Annotated in this window: 17 protein-coding genes and 5 tRNA genes; 21 read left to right on the top strand and 1 reads right to left on the bottom strand. The window is 29.6% G+C overall.

The window, feature by feature from the left end:
- The first annotated feature begins 17 nt into the window (after positions 1–17).
- The 10 genes from CP520_RS01770 (at position 18) to CP520_RS01725 (ending at position 5067) form a co-directional block, all read left to right on the top strand.
- Complete coding sequence (locus CP520_RS01770; RefSeq protein ID WP_096862766.1) at positions 18–797, top strand: signal peptidase II; 780 nt, start codon at positions 18–20, stop codon at positions 795–797.
- Positions 781–1704 carry an RluA family pseudouridine synthase gene (locus CP520_RS01765; protein ID WP_096862765.1) on the top strand — a complete coding sequence of 308 codons (924 nt, stop codon included), beginning with the start codon at positions 781–783 and terminating at the stop codon, positions 1702–1704. The genes CP520_RS01770 and CP520_RS01765 overlap by 17 nt, the downstream gene beginning before the upstream one ends.
- Before the next feature lie 3 nt (positions 1705–1707).
- On the top strand, positions 1708–3081 hold the full coding sequence (locus CP520_RS01760; protein WP_096862764.1) for a rhomboid family protein: 1374 nt from the start codon (positions 1708–1710) through the stop codon (positions 3079–3081).
- A gap of 58 nt (positions 3082–3139) precedes the next feature.
- Positions 3140–3478, top strand: a complete 339-nt coding sequence (gene acpS / locus CP520_RS01755; protein ID WP_096862763.1) for a holo-ACP synthase — start codon at positions 3140–3142, stop codon at positions 3476–3478.
- A gap of 44 nt (positions 3479–3522) precedes the next feature.
- On the top strand, positions 3523–4422 hold the full coding sequence (locus CP520_RS01750; protein ID WP_096862762.1) for a lysophospholipid acyltransferase family protein: 900 nt from the start codon (positions 3523–3525) through the stop codon (positions 4420–4422).
- 195 nt (positions 4423–4617) lie between these two features.
- A tRNA-Thr gene (locus CP520_RS01745) sits at positions 4618–4693 on the top strand.
- A gap of 13 nt (positions 4694–4706) precedes the next feature.
- Positions 4707–4790, top strand: a tRNA-Tyr gene (locus CP520_RS01740).
- Between the two features lie 3 nt (positions 4791–4793).
- Positions 4794–4868 (top strand) — tRNA-Gln (locus CP520_RS01735).
- 5 nt (positions 4869–4873) lie between these two features.
- Positions 4874–4949: transfer RNA gene (locus CP520_RS01730), tRNA-Lys, on the top strand.
- A gap of 29 nt (positions 4950–4978) precedes the next feature.
- Positions 4979–5067: transfer RNA gene (locus CP520_RS01725), tRNA-Leu, on the top strand.
- A gap of 97 nt (positions 5068–5164) precedes the next feature.
- Here the strand turns inward: CP520_RS01725 and CP520_RS01720 are convergent.
- A complete protein-coding gene (locus CP520_RS01720) occupies positions 5165–6283 on the bottom strand; it encodes a lipoprotein (RefSeq protein WP_096862761.1) in 1119 nt (372 codons plus the stop codon).
- A 204-nt stretch (positions 6284–6487) separates the two neighbouring features.
- Between CP520_RS01720 and rpmG the strand changes: the two genes are divergently transcribed.
- The 11 genes from rpmG to CP520_RS01665 all read left to right on the top strand — a co-directional run bounded on the left by rpmG (position 6488) and on the right by CP520_RS01665 (position 22354).
- The gene (gene rpmG, locus CP520_RS01715; RefSeq protein WP_096862760.1) at positions 6488–6631 is read left to right on the top strand and encodes a 50S ribosomal protein L33; all 144 of its coding nucleotides are present in this window, start codon (positions 6488–6490) and stop codon (positions 6629–6631) included.
- A gap of 137 nt (positions 6632–6768) precedes the next feature.
- Positions 6769–7845, top strand: coding sequence for a M24 family metallopeptidase (locus tag CP520_RS01710; RefSeq protein WP_096862759.1), 1077 nt, complete (start codon positions 6769–6771; stop codon positions 7843–7845).
- 97 nt (positions 7846–7942) lie between these two features.
- Positions 7943–9001, top strand: coding sequence for a phosphatidate cytidylyltransferase (locus CP520_RS01705; protein WP_096862758.1), 1059 nt, complete (start codon positions 7943–7945; stop codon positions 8999–9001).
- Between the two features lie 32 nt (positions 9002–9033).
- Entirely contained in the window at positions 9034–10479 is a 1446-nt protein-coding gene (locus CP520_RS01700) for a site-2 protease family protein (RefSeq protein WP_096862757.1), read from the top strand.
- A 27-nt stretch (positions 10480–10506) separates the two neighbouring features.
- Complete coding sequence (locus tag CP520_RS01695; RefSeq protein WP_096862756.1) at positions 10507–14988, top strand: PolC-type DNA polymerase III; 4482 nt, start codon at positions 10507–10509, stop codon at positions 14986–14988.
- A 14-nt stretch (positions 14989–15002) separates the two neighbouring features.
- A complete protein-coding gene (locus tag CP520_RS01690) occupies positions 15003–15680 on the top strand; it encodes a nitroreductase family protein (protein WP_096862755.1) in 678 nt (225 codons plus the stop codon).
- A gap of 85 nt (positions 15681–15765) precedes the next feature.
- The gene (locus tag CP520_RS01685; RefSeq protein ID WP_096862754.1) at positions 15766–16416 is read left to right on the top strand and encodes an NAD(P)-dependent oxidoreductase; all 651 of its coding nucleotides are present in this window, start codon (positions 15766–15768) and stop codon (positions 16414–16416) included.
- Between the two features lie 100 nt (positions 16417–16516).
- Positions 16517–17671: a DNA recombination protein RmuC gene (gene rmuC / locus CP520_RS01680; protein WP_096862753.1), complete on the top strand. Its 1155-nt coding sequence runs from the start codon at positions 16517–16519 to the stop codon at positions 17669–17671.
- A 91-nt stretch (positions 17672–17762) separates the two neighbouring features.
- The gene (locus CP520_RS01675; protein WP_096862752.1) at positions 17763–18422 is read left to right on the top strand and encodes a hypothetical protein; all 660 of its coding nucleotides are present in this window, start codon (positions 17763–17765) and stop codon (positions 18420–18422) included.
- 144 nt (positions 18423–18566) lie between these two features.
- Positions 18567–19244: a hypothetical protein gene (locus CP520_RS01670; RefSeq protein ID WP_096862751.1), complete on the top strand. Its 678-nt coding sequence runs from the start codon at positions 18567–18569 to the stop codon at positions 19242–19244.
- An 80-nt stretch (positions 19245–19324) separates the two neighbouring features.
- Positions 19325–22354 carry an ABC transporter permease gene (locus CP520_RS01665; RefSeq protein WP_096862750.1) on the top strand — a complete coding sequence of 1010 codons (3030 nt, stop codon included), beginning with the start codon at positions 19325–19327 and terminating at the stop codon, positions 22352–22354.
- Positions 22355–22359: the final 5 nt, after the last annotated feature.

Raw genomic sequence — 22359 nt, 5'->3', positions numbered from 1 at the left:
AGTGAGGAAAAGAATAAATGACTTGAACTGATAATTTAAAGTTATGATTAAAAAACCATAATTATGAATGAAAATTCAAATTAACAGTTTGCTTACCATTATTTGTTGTTCTTGTTTTAGTAGATTGAGCTACAAAAATAGCTGTGCAATTTACTATGACTCAAGGTCAAGAAGCAGACTTTATTCCTCACTTTTTACATTTAAAATTTATTATTAATCCAGGTAGTGCTTATGGTGCTAATGCTGGAGATGCTGGATTAGCGATTGCTTTAGCATCAATTGTAACGATCATTGCTTTTGTGATTTTTATCTTTTTAAATGATAAAAAATGGTTGATTGCAATCGTCTTTATTCTTGGGGGTTCATTTGCCAACCTAATTGCTAGAGCTTGAGCTCCAGCAGTAGCACCTGGATATGAAAATGCCGGACAAAAAGGTGGGGTTATCGACTTTCTTGTTTGAGGATTTGAAGTCTTAGGTTCTGCAAATTATATTTTCAACATTGCTGATGTTTTAGTAAATATTGGAGTAATCATTTTAGTTATTGATTTAATTATTGAGATTGTAATGTCAATTGATGGAGCTATAAAAAGCAAACATCATGATAGTTTGAGAGAACCTGAAAATAATTTAAATCATGTTATGACAAAAATTGATGTTGAACACAAAAAAGGAAAAACGGTTGTTAAAACTGATGAAGTAATTGTTGAACCATCACAACAATTAAGCGCTAGAGAATTAAAAGCAAAACAAAAACTAGAAAAAGTTAGGGAGAAACAAAATGGAAAAAGTAATTAAAGTCGAAGGGCTAAATAAAGAAGAGAGAATTGATAAGTTTTTAGTTGATAATTTAAAAACTGAATTCGACTTTTCACGTTCTTATGTTAAAAAAATGATTGATAATGGGAACGTTATGGTTAACGGTGAAACAGCTAACCCGAACTTCAAAGTAAAAAACGATGATGAAATTACAATTACTATTCCTGAAATAGCTTCTTCTGAAATTGTTGCTGAAGATATTCCTTTAAATATTGTTTATGAAGATGATGACATTTTAGTTGTTGATAAACCAAATGATATGGTTGTTCACCCAGCTCCAGGAAACTATTCTGGAACAATGGTAAACGCTTTAATGCACCATGTTAAAGATTTATCTGGAATTGGTGGGGTTGAACGTCCTGGAATTGTTCATCGAATTGATAAACAAACAACTGGTTTATTAATCGTTGCTAAAACTGATCGTGCTCATAAAAAATTAACAGAAATGCTAAAGAATAATGAAATTGAAAAAGAATATATTGCGCTTGTAGCTGGAGAAATTGATCCAGATGAAGCTATTATTGATGCACCAATCGGAAGAAGTGAAACTGACCGTAAAAAAATGATGGTTACAGGTAAGAATTCAAAACCAGCTGTAACAAGATTTAAAGTTATGGAAAGATTCAATAACGCAACAGAAGTTTCAGTTAAAATTGATACTGGAAGAACCCACCAAATTAGGGTACACTTTAAATACATTAACCATCCAGTTTTAAATGACCCACAATATGGAAGAATGCGTGAAAAAGCAACAGATTATGGACAATATCTACATGCTCATAAACTAACTTTTAACCATCCTGTGACTGGTGAAAAAATGGAATTCACATCAGAATTACCACAAGAATTTAAAACCAAGATTGAAGAATTAAGAAAAGGGGAATAACGAATGAGTTTTGACTACAATCAATATAAAAATGCTATAGTCTTTTTCTTTGATAAACAGTTCAATTACAAAGTTTTACCGTCAAAATTAAATCGTGATACTTGCTATCTTTATTCAACTAAGTTCGATGTTTCTTTAATTAAAATTGCTAAGAAATATGATTCTAAGAAAAAAGATGTTGAGCTTGATTCTTTTGTAACTAAATTAGCAAAAACAAAACAAGTTAATAAACAAGATTTACAAATTATTGAAATTTATTTAGATGAAACAAAAGATAGTGTGACTGAAAAAATCAATAATACTACAATCATTGTTTCAACTAATGAAAAATTCTTAAAAATGCAACTAGACCGTTTCTTTGCAACAGCAAATGATATCGATTTTAGTGTTAATGAAACTGTTGAAGAGTTAAAACCTGAATCACAGCAAAATAAAGAAGCAATTGATGATTTAAATAACATTGATGTTTCACAAATTACAAATGAACAACAGCTACAACAAGTTTTAAAAAGCTTTAATAGTCGAATGAATAAAACAACTTATTGAGGTTCTTCATTACTATTAATGTTGTTTGTAATTTTACCAATCATTGCACAAATCATAACTTCAGTTTGAGGTTATACTCCGAATAATGGAGTTGCTAGACTATTTTCTGGAGGAACTACTTATCATTTAACAATTTTAGGCGGAGAAGGTTGAAGAATCTTAACTTATGGATTTAGTGCTATTTCTGCAAATTGATTTGTGGGAGTTGCAATTACAATTCTGGTTGGATTTAACATTTACAAGCTCTTTAAAATGACTGAGTTTTCAATTAGTAGTTGAAAATTCCTATTATCATTCTTAATTAGTTATATCTTGGTTGGATTTTTTAGCTCTGTAATGACACCAAATTATGTAACTGGAGGAGTTTTACCAATCTATGGAATAACTCTTGGTACATTAGCTTTAACTGTAGCTGGTGATAAAAATGTTTGAGCAAAATTTACTAAAACTAGATTAGTTACACCAATCCTATTTTTAATCATCCTACCAATGTTTATTTCTGGAACTGAATATTTACCAATTTTAGTTGGAATTGCTACTGGTGGAGCTGTAAGTTTTATGTTTACTTATGACTATAAGAACGCAAACTGAAAATTAATTTTACCAATCATCGTTTTATTAATTGTGCTTTTAATGCCGATTATCTTTATGTCAATTCCACAATACGTACCTGGAAAAGATGGAAACGTAATTTATACATTAATGTGTTATGTTGATAGAAACTTTATGACACCAGAACATGCATCAAGTATTCTTCATAAAATTGGTTGAACCGACATTGATATTACTAAATATGCTGATGGTTCAATTAGTGTTGTATCACCACTTTAATAAATAAGATAAAATAGGCTATATAAAGCCTATTTTTTTATAGAAGGAGAAATAAGTTATGATTGAACAAATTGGAACTGATATTGTGGAAATTAAGCGTATTAAACTAAATGATAAGTTTTTAACTAAAGTCCTATCAACAGAAGAATTAAAACGTTTTAATAATATGAGTGATAAGAAAAGAAAAAGAGAATTTGTAGCTGGTAGATGAGCTTGTAAAGAAGCAATTATTAAAGCTACAGATAAAAGAGTTATTATGAACAAAATAAATATTGGCTATAACAAAAATGGTGCACCAATCATAACTTCAAAAGGATTTGAAAACATCTTAGTATCAATTTCTCATGAAAAAAAATATGCTACAGCAATTGCTATTAACCAAATACAAGATAAATAAAATAAGAATGATAAAATAATATTATTATTTAAGGAGATTTTAAAATGAGTAAAAAACAAAAAGAACAACCAAAAGAAAAGTTTTTTGTCGATAAGGGAAAAATGGTTTATGACTGACCTAGTGCTTTACATACCTATAAAAAAGCTAAAAAGATTAACAAAAAGAACAAAAAAGATCCTTTGGCTTATAGTGAACAATACCGCTATGACTGATTAAGCAAAAGAGTCCAAAAAGCTATGCCTTTATTTGATGTCGATATTCAAGTTCAAGGAATTGAAAACTGATTAGATAAAGGGGTTGTTTTAATGCCAAACCATGAATCTAACTTTGATGTAATTGCTTTATTAGCAATTAATGATTTTCAACGTCAACAACCGCTTGCTTTCATTGCTAAAAAAGAACTATGAAATGATAAGAAAGCCTCACGCTTCTTAAACTTAATTGATTCTGTTCCACTTGATAGAAATTCACCAAGAAGTGCTTTACAAGCTTTTAAAGAAAGTAAAGATTTAATTGTAGATTTCAAACGTAGTATGGTTTTATTCCCGACCGGAACTCGTTCATATTCAAACGAAATTGGTGAAATTCAGCCAGCTTCAATGAAACTAGCAAAAATGGCTAATGCACCAATTATCCCAGTAACCTTTATTGACTCATATAAAGTATTTGCTCCAAATCGTAAACATGGAAGAGTAACTGTTAAAGTTATTTTTGGAAAACCGATTCAAGGAAATAAACTTTTAGCTTCATCAACAACTGATCTTGCTAATTTAGTTCAAAAAGAAATTGAAAAAAATCGTGATGAATATATGGATAAAGAATTAACTCCTTTGAAAGAGTTAAGAATGACTCCAAAACAAAAAGCTAAATTTGAGAAAAAACAAGCTAAAAAAACTAATAAGAAATCAAAAGGATTTAAAGATTTATTTAAAGTAATTGATTAATCAAAAACTTTTCCATAAATCTTAGGAAAAAATCCTTTTTTTTCTTGATTTTTAAAGGATTATTGTAGATAATAACTAAGTGCTTAAGAGCTTAACAAGTTTAATAAAAAGACATTTGAAAAAAAGATTAATTATTATTGACTTTTAATAATTCAAAAAGTTATAATTTAAAAGTTGTTAGCAAAAGCCCAAATCGCTGTCTTAGCTCAGTCGGTAGAGCAATTGACTAGTAATCAATAGGTCGAAGGTTCGATTCCTTTAGACAGCACCATTGTTATTAATATGGAAGGGTAGCGAAGAGGCCAAACGCGGGTGGCTGTAACCCACTTCCTTTCGGTTCGGGGGTTCGAATCCCTCCCCTTCCACCATATTGGGCCATAGCCAAGCGGTAAGGCAAAGGACTTTGACTCCTTCACGCGCTGGTTCGAATCCAGCTGGCCCAGCCATCAATGACTCGCTAGCTCAGCAGGTAGAGCAACTGGCTTTTAACCAGTGGGTCCGGGGTTCGAATCCCCGGCGAGTCACCATTATTTATTTTTATATTTTGGATTTTTATCCCCGAGTGGCGGAATTGGTAGACGCACTGGACTTAAAATCCAGCGGGCTTAATCGCCCGTGCCGGTTCAAGTCCGGCCTCGGGGACCATTTGAAAATTACATCACCTTCGGGTGATTTTTTTTATGCTTAAAATTTAAATAGGGCAAAAGAAAAGCAAGGATCAATTTCCTTGCTTTAATTATTATTAAAGATATTTGTTTTCATCAATGTTAAATTTAATATTGGCTTGTTTTTTAGGTTCTTCTTTAGACTTGTCATCTTTATCTTTTTTAGAATCTTCTTTATTTTCTTCTCCTTTTTTTCCAAGAGCATCTAAATCAGGAATGTTATTTTCACCTGAACCACCAGTTTGTTTTGAACCTCATGGAACAGAATCTAAATTATTTTTGAATAAACCTGATTTATTAGTTTCTTTATTACTATTAGAAGATATTCAAGTATAAGCATTACTTGTGGCCATATTTGTAGATAAATAAGTGAATAAATTCTTCATATCTTGAGGAGCGTTTTGAGCAACAGTATGATTTCCTGAATCATTACTTAATGGGGTAGGAGAAAACTCGTCATAATTTACATATCCAGAAGATAAACCACATATTTTACCATTTCTCATAATAATAAAGAAAGGCCCTTTAGCATTGTTGAATTGAGTATCTAAATTGCTTTCTCTTTGAGATTTAGCATTTTTATTTGTGGCTTCGTCTGCACTACCTTCATTAGCTGTCGGTTCATCTTTTATAAGCATATCTGCGAAATCGTTAATGTCTTTATAGATATCACTTTTAATATCAGAACCTAAACTACTACTTCAAAATTTAGTAATATCATTTACAAGAATTGCATTAACTGACAATCCTTTTGTGGTAGTGTTGGAATCTTCCATATCAAATCATTTTTTTGTATTCTCTACATGATCGCTTAGTGGAGGCCATCATGAAGAACCTTGAATTATTTTTTTAACTTCAGTTTCATAAACTTTATCTCCAGAACTTGAGGTAACGTTCGAAATAGCTTTTGTAGCTGCTTCATAATTATCTTTTTTAAGAACGTCAGTTGGAGTTAAACTACCATTCCCGGTTCATGTTTCTAGGGCCGCTAAGAAACTTAAGCTATCAGAGTTTTGTCTTCCACCAACAAAAATAACGCTAATATCACGATTATTCTTGGCTTCTTCTTTTCATCCTTGATAATCTTTAAAAGTTGCTGAAGCATCTTGTCCATCTTTTTTAGAACAAGCAACAACGCTTGTTGAAGCTGTTGCTGTAATTCCAATTGCAGCTAAAATGCTAAGTAATTTTTTCATAATTTCTCTTTCTCCCTTAAAATCATAAGTAAAATATTTATCTATATAAAATCTATATAAGACTATGTACTTCTAATTATAACTTATCTCTTAGTTTATTACACAGAGTTTATCTTGAAACTCTTAAAGAAAATTGCTATTATAAATAAGCATGTTAATCATGTAATTTTAGCTAAATTTATATGACAAATGAGGTGACTTAAAATGCGTGAAAAAATCATTTTACGTTGTAGTGAATGTAAAAACGAAAACTACATTGGGAAGAACGATAAAAAATCTCCTAAAGTAGAAGTTAAAAAATACTGTTCAAATTGTAACAAACACGAACTACACAAACAAAAAAAATAGTAATTAATAAATTTAAATTAACTAAACAATTAAAGAAAAGGACCAATCAGGCGATTATCAGGTTCTTTTCTTTTTTATTTGCTTTATAATCAAAAACAATAATTGTTATATATAAAAAAGATAAAGGATGAGTTTTTATGAATAAAAAAGAAATAATTAATAATTTATTAAAAGAAAATAACCTTGATGCAATGATGCTTTATTCAGAACAAAATCGTTATTGATATTCACAGTTTCATTCTTCTTTGGGTTATATTTTTATTACTAAAAATAAAAGTTATTTATTATTAGATGGAAGATATATTACAGCTGCTAGAGAATCTAAAGAATTAGAAAACATTGATGAAATCATTTGATTTAAAGGCGATTTAAATAAATTAATAACTGATATCTTAAAACAAGATGAAGTTAAAAAGATTGGGTTTGAATCTGATTGAGTTTTATATCGTGATTATCAAGGCTATAAACAAGCTTTAAAAGACTTTGAATGACTACCAGTTAACACTGATAAAATTCGTATGATTAAAGATGAAAGAGAAATTAGTTATATTAAAAAAGCTTGTGATATCACAAATGAAGTTTTTATGGATGTTTTAAGATTTGTACAACCAAAAATGACCGAACAAGAAATTAGCATTTTTGTCAGTGACTCATTTTTAAAACATGGGGCTGATAAATTAAGTTTTGATACAATTGTTGCTAGTGGTGAAAATGGATCAAAACCACATGCAGTTCCAACTAATCGTGTTATTAAAAAAGGTGACTTTGTGACCTTAGATATGGGATGTTATTACAAAGGTTATGCTTCAGATCAAACAAGAACCTTTTTAGTTGGTGAAAAAGGAACTGAAGAAATGCAAAAAATCTATGACACTGTTTATCAAGCACAATCTTTGGGAATCAGTTTATTAAAGCCAGGAGCAATATGTTCAGATATTCATAACACTGTTGCCAAATTCATAGCTGATGCTGGTTATGAAGGATATTTTAACCATGGTTTAGGTCATGGATTAGGAATTGAAATTCATGAAGAACCTTATGAAAATCCAAGTTGTCGTGAGCTTTTAAAAGAAGGAATGACCATTACGGTTGAACCTGGAATTTATATTCCTAGTGTTGGTGGAGTTCGAATTGAAGATGATTTTGTAATTACAAAAACTGGAAGTGAACGTTTAACAAGTTCACCAAGAGAATTAATGAGAACAAAAGCTTAAAATAATTCAAAAACCCGTTGAGATTTATCAATGGGTTTTTATTTTTCATAGTGAAAAATGTTAAGATTAGAATATAAAAATCAAAAGGAGATAACGAATGAAAAAACAAACCCAAGAACATGTTTCTTTCAAACAGAAATATGAATCTAGTGATCTTGTTAAAAGAATCGTTTCTTCTGTTTTTCTTTTAATCTTTTTAGGGATTTATGTTGGTTTATCAATTGTTTATACTGAAGGAAGTAGAGCAACTGATTACGAACCAAAAATTAAACATGCGGCCATTGCTGGTTATTTCAACTTTGCAATAACTATTATCTTAGTAGGTGCTTGTGCCTATGAATTAATTAAAGCCCAAGGATTTCAAAAAAATCAGTGAGAATACTTTGTTGTAGGAATAATTATGGCTATGGTGCTATTTATCCTACCATTTGAAAAACAAAACACTTGAGCATTTACAAATGATATTAACTTATTAGATTGATATCGTTGATATATCGTTTTCTTAGTAGTTTTACTTGGTATTGTAATTTTTTGAGGGATTCCTTATTTAAATAAAAAATCATTTAAAGATTCATGAAAGCAAAGTTTAATGTTAATTGTTTACATGTTTGTAATGATTATTGGATTTAAAGGATTCAACATGATTTCATTAACTCTATTTAGAGTTGGAGATCCAACTGTTTCTCCATGATTCGGATTTAACTCAATTATTTGAATTTGAGGAACAATTATTTTAACTGACACTTTTGCTTATTTAGGTGGAAGAAAAGTTGGTAAAACTCCATTAGCTCCATCAATTAGTCCTAAAAAAACTGTTGAAGGTAGTGCAATTGGAAGTGGGGTTGCCATCGCTGTTGGAGTTATTTATTCAGTATTATTTGCATATTTATTACCAGATTATTCACCATTCGTTAAACCAATGAGAGATGTAATGGCACGTGGACACGCAATTCCGGGAGTTGTATTAGCATTATTAACTTTATTGATTTCGCTTGCTGGACAAGTTGGAGATTTATTCTTCTCATGATACAAGAGAGCCTTTAACGTAAAAGATTTCTCAAAATTAATTCCAGGACATGGAGGAATTTTAGATAGATTAGATTCGTTCTTATTTGTCTTCTTCATCTTCTACTTTATCGCTTTATCTACTTTATAATAAAAAACAAAACAAGGGGTTGAAAATAATATATGAGCGCAGGAATGATCGTTTTAGCTTTCTTTGTAGGTATTATTGCAATCCTTCTTTTAATAACCCTCCACGAGTTTGGCCACTTTATCGTAGCCAAACTTTGTGGCGCTTATGTCTATGAGTTTTCAATTGGTTTTGGACCTGCTTTAAAAACTTGAAAAGGTGAAGAAACTTGAATTGTTTTAAGAGCCTTTCCACTTGGTGGTTATGTTTCAATTGCTTCAGACCGTTCTGATCCACCAAAAGGTAGAGAAGATGATGCTGAAAAAGTTCCAGATTCTCGTAAGATGGACTACATTGCAAGATGAAAAAAAGCTTTATTTATTCTAGCTGGGCCAGTTATGAACATGGTTATAGCTATAGTCATGATTTCAATTATTTTTATGGCTACATTACAAAAAACTGATGATATGTCCTTCTATGGAAATCGTTATGATCAAGGTCAAATTGCCTATAACTTAATTAAAGATGATATCAAAGGTAAAAATAAAGAAAGCTTTGAACAGAATGACCAACACGCAACTATTACCGGTTGAGAAGTCGTCTTAGCTAAAAAAGATGTTGATATGACCAAGTTCCTCCCTGACTATAATCATGTAACCCCCGAGTTTTATACAAATGCTAAAGACAATGGTTATATAGTCAAGTTCTCTAATTTACCAGAGCTTAAAAGAATCTTTGGTAAAGATGAAAATGGTTTAGTTAAAGAACTTTCAAATAATAATTCATTTATTTATCAAAATGAAAACCCAGAAGTCGCAGTTGATTATACAAAGTTGGTTTATAATTTCATTGATAACTTTAAAAGTGATAAACTAAAAATTACCGAAGCCGACAAAGAAATTGTCGGAGAAGATTATTATTCTGCAATTCGTTTTAGTTATGGAATGTTAAATAACGGTCTTTATGATGGAAAATTTATCACTGAAAATGATAGTAATAATCTTCATACACAATTCTCTACACCGTATGTTGATTCAAACAATATTAAAAAAACAGAAAACTTTGTTTTAAATGGGAAACATTCATCTGTTGGAGTTAAAGCACCAACCAGATATTTTAAAAATACAACCGTTGCTTATGGATATTCTTGAAAAGAATTTGGGAATCAATCTATCGCTATTTTAAAAGCGTTTGGATTGTTATTTACTGGACATATTACACAATTAGCAGGACCTGTTGGGGTTGCAAATCAAACAGCACAAATGTTAACTTCTGCACCAACGTTCTTCTTATATGTGGCTGGTTTAAGTGCGAACTTATTCGTTTTAAACTTAATTCCAATACCACCTTTAGATGGATATAAATTCTTTGAAAATGCCGTTGAAGCATGTATTAAAAAAGAAATCCCACAAAAAGCAAAAATTTGAATGTACACAATTGGAGGATTAGCCTTTGCTGCTCTATTCATTGTGATTACAATCAAAGATTTAGTTGTCGGTTAAACAAGTTATAAAAATGGGGGAGTATAAATGAGAAATAAAAAAATTGAAAAGATTTTAAACGGAGTTGACGTTAATTTAACTCCTGAAGAAATCGAATTATTAGAAGACTGTGAACTTGCTAACGTTGATATTGATCGTCGTAAAAATAAAGCTAAAGTTCATTTTAAGTCTGCAGCATTATGACCAATTTCTTTAATTAAAAAAATTGATGTTGCTTTCAAAAACAATGGTGTGATGAAAATGAAATTGATCATCGATACACCAAAAGATTTAGATATTGATTCTAAATACTTTAATGAAATCTTTGGTTATATTAAAGAACATAAATCTCAACTAAATTTATCTCCAATTAAGTTATTAGAAAATGACAAAATTAATTTTGACAAAGATGCTCGTAAAGTTGAAATTGAATATGATACTGAAGCATTTAAAAACTCTGTTAAAGAAGATTTACCCTATTATGAATCTAAATTTGAACAATACGGTTTAGAAAACCTTAACTTTGATTTAGTTAAAGATGAAAATTATGATCCTTCAAGTGTTTTAGAAGAAACTAAATCTAAATATGCTGAAATCGCTTCAAAAGCAAAAGAAAATGATGAATTCAACCGTAATACAGTTCAAGCAAAACCAAAATTTGTTGGAGGATATCGCGGAGGATATGGGAATGTTTCTTTAGATACTCCAACTTATGACAAGTTAAAAGATGTTGATGACGACGCACAAAACATCGTTATTCATGCCAGAATTTTAGATAAAGAATCTCGTATTTCAAAATCAGGTCGTAAGATTTATTCTTTAAAAGTTACTGATGGAACAGATTCAATTAAAGTAACTCACTTTGCAAAAGGTGATGCTACTACTATTTTTGATGATTTAACTGATGATGAATTAAAAGACCATGAAGCTGCAGAAGCTTTAAAAAAAGAAAAAGCAAACATTGGTGATTGAGTTGCTTTTAAAGGTCGTACAAACTATTCAAACTATGATCGTGAACAAATCTTTGTAGCTGATAGTTTTAAAAAGATTGAAAAAGAAGAATTCAAACGTAAAGATCATGCTGAAAAGAAACGTGTTGAATTACATACCCACACTAAAATGTCTGTTATGGATGGAGTTTCAACAGGATCTGATTATTTAAAAACTGCAGTCAACTGAGGTTGAAATGCTTTAGCAATTACTGATCACTTGAATGTTCAAGACTTCCCAGAAGTCTATGGAACATTACGTCAAATCAATAAAAAACGTGACCAAGATAACCAATTTAAATTAATTTATGGTTCAGAACTTAACTTAATTGATGAAGATATTTGATATGTTTGAAATCCAAAAGGGATTGATATGAACAAAGCAAAATGAGTTGTTTTCGACTTAGAAACAACTGGTTTATCTCCAGAATTTGATGAAATTATTGAATTTGGAGCGGTGACTTATGATTATCAATCTGGACATCGTGAAAAAATCGATATTCTGATTAAACCAGAACACCCTTTAAAACAATTTACAAAAGAATTGACTCATATTACTGATGATATGTTGGCTGATAAACCAACTATTAAAGAAGCTTTTAAACAAATTTATGAAATTATTGATGGAGCTATTTTAGTAGCCCACAACGCCAACTTCGACTTCGACTTTTTACAAAGTTATGCCAAAAAATTGGGATATCCACCACTAGAAAATACTGTAATTGATACTTTATCAATTGCCAGAGCTTATTGACCTAGTTTAAAAAACCACCGTTTAGGAACTGTTGCTAAAAAACTTGGGATTTTATATGACGATAAAGTAGCTCACCGTGGAGATTATGATGCTGATGTTTTAACAGATATTTTTGAACGTATGTGAACTGATATTAAAAAAGAATATCCAGTTATTAAAGATAGTGATTGAAACTTAATTCGTCCAAAAGACCACAAAGATGATGCTAACTTTGTAAGAACTCGTGGGGCTCATGTTTCAGTTCTTGCTAAAAATCAAGCTGGATTAAAAGAACTTTATAAATTAATTTCTAAATCTCATACTGAAGAATTTTATGGTTCACCAAGAATCTTAAAATCTACTTTAGCGGAAATGAGAGATAAAAATCATGATATTTTATTAGGTTCTGGTTGTGTTAACGGAGAAGTTTTTGAATCTGCAAGAACTGATACTGTTGAAAAATTAAGAGAACATATTCGTTTTTATGACTACATAGAAATTCAACCGCTTGCTGTTTATAAGCACTTATTACAAAATGATTCTTTAACAGAGCAAGAATTAAAAGATGTTATTCTTTTAATCTTAAAAGTTGCTAAAGAAGAAGGAAAAATGGTCGTAGCCACTAGTGATGCTCACTATGTTGATCCTGAATTAAAAATCATTCGTGAAGTTTATATTAATGCCAAAGGATTAGGTGGAAAAAACCACCCATTATTTGATTACAAAGGTAAAGTTAAAGATTATCCAGATCAATACATGAGAACAACTGATGAAATGATTGAAGAATTTAGATGATTAGATAATCCTGATTTAGTTAACGAAATTGTTGTTGAAAACTCAAATAAAATTGCTGACATGATTGATTTAGGAATTGAACCTGTTAAAGATGGTTCATATCCACCAAACATTGATAATGCTGATGAAATGTTAAGAGCGGAATGTTATAAAAATGCTCATGAAATGTATGGAGAAGTTCTTCCAGAAATCGTTGAAAAACGTTTAGAAAGAGAACTTGGTTCAATTACTAAACATGGATTTGCGGTTATTTATTGAATCTCACATAAATTAGTTCAACGAAGCCATAGAGATGGATATTTAGTTGGTTCTCGTGGTTCTGTTGGTTCATCATTTGTTGCTACAACTTCAAATATTACTGAAGTTAATCCTTTAAAAGCTCACTATAGATGTCCAAATTGTAAATATTCAGATTTTGATACACCATCAGAAATTGGTTGTGGATATGACTTACCAAAAAAAGATTGTCCAAAATGTGGAACACCTTTAATTGGAGATGGGCACGATATTCCGTTTGAAACTTTCTTAGGATTTGATGGAGATAAAGTTCCTGATATTGACTTAAATTTCTCTGGAGAATATCAACCAAACGCACATAACTTTACAAAAGAAATGTTTGGAGAACATAACGTTTTTAGAGCTGGAACAATTTCAACAGTTGCTGAAAAAACAGCGTTTGGTTATGTTGCTGGTTACTTTGAAAAAACAAGAGATGAATATCATCAACCAAGAAAAGTTGAAAAAGAACGCTTAGCAGCTTTAGCTGAAGGTGTTAAAAGAACAACAGGACAACACCCTGGAGGAATTATCATTCTTCCAGAAGAATATGAAATTGAAGATTTCACACCAGTTAACTATCCAGCAGATGATCAAAGTGCTGCTTGATTAACAACTCACTTCGATTTCCACTCAATTCACGATAACTTATTAAAAATGGATATTTTAGGACATGTTGATCCAACTGCTTTAAAAATGTTAAGAGATTTAACTGGAATTGATCCAATTAGTATTTCAACAAGCGATCCAAAAGTTTATTCATTATTTTATGGATTAGATGCTTTAAATATTACAGCAGAACAAATTAATGGTGAAACTACTGGAGCAATTGGAATTCCTGAATTTGGGACTGAATTTGTGCGCGGGATGTTACGTGAAACTAAACCACATTCTTTTGCAGACTTAGTCCAAATTTCTGGACTTTCACATGGAACTGATGTTTGATTAGGAAATGCTAGAGATTTAATTAAAGAAGGTCAAGCCAACATTTCAACTGTTATTGGTTGTCGTGATGACATTATGGTTTATTTATTAAATAAAGGATTACCTCCTCATGAAGCCTTTACAATCATGGAATCTGTTCGTAAGGGAAAAGGGTTAAAACCTGAATGAATTCAATTAATGAGTGAACATAATGTTCCTCAATGATATGTTGATTCATGTTTAAAAATCAAATATATGTTCCCAAAAGCACACGCTACAGCTTATGTTTTAATGGCTTATCGTGTTGCTTGATACAAGATTTATTATCCAGAAGAATATTATGCAACTTACTTCTCAACAAGAGCTGATGCTTTTGATTTAAAAACTACTCTTGGCGGTTATGATGCTGTTTTACAAGCTTTAAGAGAAATTATTTATAAACAAAATCACAATATTGATGTCACTAAAAAAGAATTAGATTTAAAAACTGTTTATGAAGTTGAATTAGAAATGTTTGCACGTGGTATTAAAATCAAGAATATTGATTTTAATACTTCAAAAGCGATGAGATTCGGGGTTGAAGTTGATCCACAAACTGGAGAAAAATACATTGTACCTCCATTTAATATCATTGATTCATTAGGAGAAGCTGCTGCAAAATCAATTATTGTTGCAAGAGATAAAAAGAATTTTACTTCTGTAAATGATTTAAAAGCAAGAACTCAAGTAACAAATACGCAAATGAAAATCTTTGAAGATTTAAATATTGTTGACTCATTATCAAATGATGAACAAATTAGTTTCGACTTTTAGAAAGGTTGATAAAAATGAAAAATACAGATAATCGTTTTGTTGCAACCTTACTAAAAGACAGAAGAAGTGTTCGTAAATTTAACCCTGATTTTAAAATCGAACCTGAAAAATTAGACTTAATTTTAGAAGCTGCAAGATATTCACCAACAAGTTATGGCGTTTTAAATCAAAGAATTTTAGTTCTATCTAATAAAGAAATTAAACAAGAAATGTTGCCATTATTCTTTTATCAAGATGCCTTTTTAAAATCATCAGTTTATTTAATGTTTATTGTTGATAAAGGTGAATATATTTTAAGTGAAACTGTTTATAAAGCAGAAAATTACATGCATGTAGAAGATTCATTTTCAAAGCTTAAAATTGATATTGCTAATATGAATGGCTGATGAGATGACAAATTCAATGCTAAAACTTTATCAAATTCTACTGATTGATCAATTATGCAAGCTTATATTTCTATGAGCGCTGCTATGATTCAAGCAGAACAAGTTGAAATTGATACTTGTCCTCATGAAGGGTTTAATCGTGATAAAGTCGATGAATATTTAGTTAATCATAATTATATTTCTACTAAAGAAACAATGGCTATTGGATTAGCTTTAGGAAAAGCTGATTGTGGTCATCATAGACCTTGTCATTATGCTGAAAAAGTACGTAAAACCAAAGAAGATTACATTAAAGAAATTAAATAATTTTAAAAGCAGAACTAGTTTGAAGTTCTGCTTTTTTAGCCATTATAAAGAGTAAAATATAGGTATCGAAAGAAGGAATTAAATAATGAAAATTTTAATTTTAGGCGCAGACGGAAAACTTGGAAGAATGCTAGTTAATGACGCTATTAGTGCAGGCTATAGTGTTGCTACCATGACAAGACAACCTTTTGAAGATGCTACAGTAGAAAACATTGTTGGAGCACCAGAAAAGATTGACGAATTAAAGAAAGCAGTTAATGGTGTTGATATGATTATTTCAGCACTTGGAGCAAAAGATCCAGAAACTTTATTAAAAATGGCTAAAAACATTGCAAGCGTTGCAAAAGAACACAACATTCCATTAATTTGAAGCGGAGGTTCTGGAACCTTAATTGATAATCAAGGTAAAACATTAGCAACTGATCCAAACGTTGTTTGAGATTCACCAATGTATAAAATGTTAAAACCAGCTGTTTTTGGAGCTAAATTAGTTTTAGAATACTTACCAACAGTTGCTGGGTTGAAATATGTTTATGTCTCACCACCAATTGACTTAATGTTAGACAGAACAAAAACTACTTACAAATGAGAAATCTCAGACAAAGCATTATACAATGCTCAAGGTCAATCAATTTGTGGATATCAAACATTGGCGCAAGCAGAAATTGATTTAATCAAAGAATTTAATCAATATGAAAATCATCGTATCACTTTAGTGGAAACTGAAACTTTATAATAATTTTTAAACCAAGAAAAACTTTCTTGGTTTTTTATTTTCAAAAAATATTGAGAGTTATGACTATAATTAAAGAAGACTTTAAAAAAGGGGAAATGAAATGAATACAGGATTATACATTCTATTAGGAATTATTTTAGTTGTTTTATTAGTTTTAATTGGAGTATTAATTTACTTTATTAAAAGTAGAAAAGACAACACAAATAATAATCTAGTTAATAAAAATGATTTCGAACATGCATCAGAATTAAGCAAAAGAGAACACGACAACATTGATGAAGCTATCAAAATGGTTGATACTAAGTTAGAAAAATTTAAGGATTCAACTAATACAAATGACATTGAAACTGCAAAAACTTTAACTTCATTAAAAGAAAACTTAAATATCTTAAAAACTTATGAAGAAAAAGCTGAAGATGGTCTAATTAAACAAAATGAAAAATTAACCAATAGATTTAATGATGTTATTAACGGAATGAATTTACTTTTAAAAAATGTACAAACTTCAGATGAAAAAGTTAATGAAATTGGTTTAAAGGTTAACAATATTAATAATATTTTTACCAATAACAATAAAACAAGAGGAACTATTGGAGAATATGTTTTAGATAAAATTCTTAGTGATGTTTATGGTTTCTCTGATGACTTATGAGAAAAGCAATACAAAATGCCAGATGGAAACATAATTGATGCAATTGTTAAAACTGGAAAAGATAAAGAAGATATTTTAGTTGATGCTAAGTTCCCATTAACAAACTATAACAATTATCTTGATACTGATGACAAGGGTTCACAAGACCGTTATAAAAAAGATTTTGAAAAAGATGTTAGACAAAAGGTTGATGAAGTTGCTAAATACATTAATAAAACCAACGGAATTTCTAATGCGATAATGTTTATTCCTTCAGAAGAAATCTTTAGTTTTATTTATGCAAATTTCCAAACTAGTGTGATTGATTATGCAATTAGAAAACATGTTTGAATTACATCACCAACAACTCTATCTGCTTTCTTATTCTTATTAGATAAACAAAACGCAGATAAGAAATTAACAGAAAACTTACAAACTATTAAAGAACAAATTCTAAGTTTAAAAACAGAATTTGATCGTTTCTCAACTCGTTGAGAAAATGTTAAATCATCAAACGATAAAATGACAAAATCAATTAAAGAACTTGATATTACTCAAGATAAAATCGAAAAAAGATATAATGCGATTTATTCACAAGATGAATTAAAACAATTTGAAGAATAATTAAACGAGATTTAATCTCGTTTTTTCTTTTATTTAAACAAATTAAACTCTAATTACTTCATAATAATAAAGTTGAGTAAAGGAGATATTAATGAATAAAATACGTCAAAAAGTTAATTTAAAATATTTATGATCATTTGGTGGAATTTTAATTTTTGCAATTCTTGCAACAATTGCTTTTGAAGTAATTGGATTTAGAGGAGTTATTTATGATTTGGGTCAAGGTTCAAAAAACGATACAACCCAAATTCTAGTTGGTTCTTTTAAAGTAAAATTAAGTCAATTATCAATGATTGATTATGTTGATGCAAAAACTGTTTACTGATTAGGAGCGCCAAGTTTAATTGTGGTTTGAATTTCACTTTTAATCCCATTATTTGGTTTATTCTTAGATAAAAGTAACCGATTCTGAACAGTAACAATTATTGTGATTGTAATTACATTTATTGCAATGGCATTAATGATTGCAAGTGCAGCCGAAGCAATTGTTCGTTTTAACGATACTTTTAGTTATTGAGAAAATGGAAATGGAAATGACTATCCACATTCTGGTTTAGATGATTACCCATACTGAGATTATGATGATAATAAAAACATTAACAAAGGATTCAAAATAAAAACTGGTTCTTTAAACTATAGCTACATGATTGGAATGTTTTCATGTTTTATTGTTGGATATATTATTTCAACTGGAGCAACCTTAATTGGACAAAAACAAAATTATCTATTACAAGCTGATAGTGAAGCTTAAAAAACAATATTGAAAACTAACTATTAATAGTTAGTTTTTTTGTACTAAATGAGTGTTACTCCGTTTTATTTATTTTTTTGAGAAGTATAATAAAAGTAATTAACAAGACACCTTTATCTATATATAGAAAGAAGGTGAAATAAAATGAAAAAAATGTTAGGAATTTTAGCTTCATTCAGCTTAGTCGCTACTGGAGCTAGTTCTACAATGGCTATGGCCCCAACACAACAAAGTGCTTTTAAAAATATTCCAGTTAGTGAAATTACTCAAAAACAATTCTCTATTAATGGTGACTGACAAAATACAAATGATGAAAATGCACCATCTTGATCACTTTCATCACAAGATTCCAATTACGTTCATACTTTTGGTAAAACAGTTAAGAAAAGTTCGTGAACACAACAAAGTAAAGTATCTGCGTCTTTCACTATTGATTTTTCTAGATTAGGAAGTAATTATGAATCTGCTAAAAAGAATTATTATTTAAATGATTTTAAAGATATGAGTCTAAAAATTACTACTCAAGCTGGTCAACCTGCTCATCATCAAACAAGTGGGTGAGGACCTGAAAGTATGCAATACTCTATGTTTGATATTTTAAATGAAGGAAATAATTACTACCGTAATGGGTTTAACAAAAATTGAGATTCAAAATGAGCACGATTCAGTGACCACGTTGAAACTCAATGATCAAAAGACAACTCTCTTGTTAAAATATCTTGAGTAGCAGACGATCTTTTTGTTAAAGCTAAAAGTTGAACTGATGGTTTATTTATAAGAATTGAATTAGATGGTATGGATACCATTATCAATGCGAGATAAAATTAACTAAACTACTTTATTAAAGAACAACGCGCAAAAACGTTGTTCTTTGCGTTAAATGAAAGATAGGAGATTATAGAATGCGAAACCTAAAGCTTTTAACTAAAGAAAGTTTTATTCAATTAAAAGAACGTAAATTTCTTTTCATCTTTTATTTATTATTTTTAATCCTTTCTTTCGGAGTTATTGTTGGCTTAGCTCATTTTACTTTTTCATTTGAAACTCTGGGAAGTAACGCAGTTTCAACACCAAAGCTAGCAACAGTTCAAATTTCTAACAATGGTCATAATTATAATGCTTTGAAACGAGATTCAAACACTTACTACAGCTATCTTAAAAGCAAAAATTTAACTGATGATGAAATAAAACAAGTTGTAGAAAACTACAACATTGTTCCTGAAAATTCAAATAGTGTAGCTCTTCAAAATCTTTATAAAGAAACTGAACCATATTCACATGGTTCTTTTGCCAAATGAGTTTTTGATGTTGCCTTTAAAGATTTTAAAAACCCAGAATTTCCCAATAATGAAAACTTTCTAGAATTCAGAGGCTTGTTGTTAAAGGACGGAAATTTCAACAACGATAAAATTAGAATCAGCAATTTCCAAGTTTATCAAAATAGCACAAATACATCCGATGCTAACCCAAATAATTATTTATATCCTTGACAAATTGCTGATCCTAGAATGGTTAAAATGGAAATCATTGATTCAGTTTCAGGATTTTCATTAGATAATTTCTCGCCGAATTCTAAAGAAATTATAGTTTCTCCTTCATTTTTAAAATTTCATAAATTAAAACTTGGGGACATGATAGATGTTTCTTATAAGGACATTGCTTTTAGTAACTTAAAAATTACAGCAACTGGACTATTACCACAATATTCATTATCAAACGTTTCAGATATGATCTATTTTAATCCATTCTTGTATAATGATGTTTATCATAAATATCCTGCTGAATTTGGGGTAGATATGAATATTCTTTCACCGAATACACCTACAAAATCTAATGATAAAATCAATGCTTTCTTTGCTTCACAAGCAAATGCTGCAAAACAAGTTCTTTTAAAATCATTTACTCAAGAAGAAACTGATATTATCGTTCATCAAAAATTTGTGAAAGAAACTCCGTTAGGAAGTTTAAACACACAAGTTACCTTATATAATTTATTTACTTGAATTGTGGCTTTAATCCTAATCATCTTGTTATTAGTTTCTTATCGTTTTATTCAATCTTTAATTATTCGTTCGAATAAAAATGTTTTAGTTAATCTTAAAGCAATGGGAATGAATGATTTTGAACTTGGTTATTATTTATCAATTATCTTTTTACCGATTTTGATTATCGGTTCATGTTTGGGACTGCTATTAGCTTGACTAATATTTGTTATGTTAGGAAATACTTTAGGATATTCTGTTGGTTTTGTTCTTGGCCATAATCCAAGCTCAAATTGAGGATATGCTATTTTCGGTGTTCTTGTAATTATTATTTTATTAGTAAGTTTCTTCTTGGCGCTTTGAAGTTTAAGCGGTAATAATCTTTCAATCAATAATAGAACTAAGATTTCTCATTTTGAAATGTGATTATTAAAAATTAAAGAATGGAAAATATTTAATAATAATGGTTTTGGAAATATTGTTTATTCATTCCAAGTTACAAACTTAGTGAAAGCTTTTGCAGCTTTCATAATTAGTATTCTTTCCTTTACAATGATTAACGTTTCTTTACAGTTTTCTGGTGCAATTAATCATTCTTTAAATGACAAACCAAATGTTTATGAAAAGAAAGGTGAAAGTATTTCTTATCGTAGCTATAATGAAGGTAAAATTGAAAACACAAACAACAGAATTGAAGATTTGACTCCGTTTGTTAGCTTAGAACAAGTTATAAATGCTAATAATGGAGATATTAGTGGTGGAATTTCTACTTGATTTAAGGACGTTAAAAAACAAGTGGGAGATACACCGATTTATAATTTCTATTTTGATGAAGTTTATTATTTAGACAATTTATATCAAATTAATCAAGAAGACTTTGATAGTGTTTTACCATTTATTCCAAATGGAAAACAATTGATTCAAGGATTAAAAGATTTACATAAACAACTTGAATTATATAAAGGAAACTTTGGAACAAATGCACAACAACCAAATATTCTCTTTAAGAATCGTGTTAAAGATAAGAACTTCTTAAGTTATGCTGAGATTCATAACTCAACAATTTCATCAATTGATAGTGAAGAAAATAATTATAGAACTTCAGTTACAACTTATAACGATATTAATTTAACTGTCGATGAAGTTATTATTAGTGATAGTATTTCCTCAAGTTTAAAAGTTAATAAAGGCGACTTTATTGATTTAAATTTTGAAAAAAATTCTCATGTAACTTCAAATAAATTAAAACTAAAAGTTAAAAATATTGATCAAAAACTTTATATGGGAGATCAAGTAATTGTAAACTTTGATGCAATTAGAAAAGCAAATGATAAAACTTATGAAGTTATGAAAGATTATAACAATGGGGTAGTTTCAAAAGGAAAAATTCCATATGATTTACAATATTTTGTTTTAGCAAAAGAACATAATGATGGAAATAAGTTTAGTGATTATTTACCAACTGATAGTAACACTTCATTACTTGCGAACATTAACTTTATGTCATTACCATTAGCTAAAAATGCAGTTGAAAGTAAAACAAAACCATTTGCAAACTTTGCTAGTTTAATCACAGTCTTCTTAGTTTTAGTTTCTGTTTGTGTGCTTTGTGTCATTAGTATGTTAATTGCTTATGAAAATAAGAAAAACATCCTTGTTTTAAAAACTTTAGGATATAACAGAAAAGAAGTTGTCTTAATCTTTACAACAATTTATTTCATATTCATAGTCATAGCCTTTATTGGTGCTATCTTTATAGCTGGAAGTGTGATTGATGCTACAACCACATTAATGATTAAAAATGTTGGTTTACCAATCACTCATTTATACAACGCAATAACTATTATTCCTTCATTCTTGGTAGCGACTGTTTTCTATCTAATGATTGTTTGAGTAATCTTAAGTTCATATCATAAGGCAAATGTTAAAGACATTACCTTTGCAGAATAATAAAA

The sequence above is a fragment of the Mesoplasma lactucae ATCC 49193 genome (assembly GCF_002441935.1).
Classification (GTDB): Bacteria; Bacillota_I; Bacilli_A; order Mycoplasmatales; family Mycoplasmataceae; genus Edwardiiplasma; species Edwardiiplasma lactucae.
Note: the sequence above shows the minus strand (reverse complement) of the source record. Positions and strands in the feature narration are given on the sequence as shown.